Annotated in this window: 2 pseudogenes; both read right to left on the reverse strand. The window is 59.4% G+C overall.

The window, feature by feature from the left end:
• Positions 1-286 (reverse strand): annotated as a pseudogene (locus tag ACNQQL_RS36075) (transposase); the annotation flags it as partial.
• A 108-nt stretch (positions 287-394) separates the two neighbouring features.
• Positions 395-505 (reverse strand): annotated as a pseudogene (locus tag ACNQQL_RS36080) (IS3 family transposase); the annotation flags it as partial.

A 505-nucleotide genomic window follows, 5' to 3' on the forward strand; every position in this document is an offset into this window, starting at 1 on the left:
CCTGGTAAATCGGCTTGATCGCGGCAGCCAGCGGCTTGCGGTCTTTCCAGCTCGCCAGATTCAGCGAATTGCGGATCAGATGCACGATGCAGGTCTGGATCTGGGCGGCCGAATAGACCGCCTCGATTGCTTCGGGGAAGCCGCGCAAACCGTCGACCACCGCGATCAGGATGTCGTGCAAGCCGCGGTTCTTCAGCTCGTTGAAGACCTTCAGCCAGAACTTGGCGCCTTCGGTTTGCTCGATCCACAAACCCAGCACTTCCTTGCGGCCGTCGGCGCGGATGCCAGCGATCAAATCGGCAGCATGATCGCCCCGGACGTTCCACTCAAAAATCTCGGGACCCTGTCCGAACAAGCGGCATCACCTCTCAGGAAGCACAGTCCGAAGCCCCGGTTCCCGCGTGTAGTTGTCCACGATCGTGAGCGTGCGCAAGCGTCGACCATCAAACAGCGCGTCGACGACGAAATCCATACTCCAGATTTCGTTGATTGCGCTCACTGACTG

This window comes from Burkholderia sp. LFS061 (genome assembly GCF_047978125.1).
Lineage (GTDB): Bacteria > Pseudomonadota > Gammaproteobacteria > Burkholderiales > Burkholderiaceae > Burkholderia > Burkholderia pyrrocinia_C.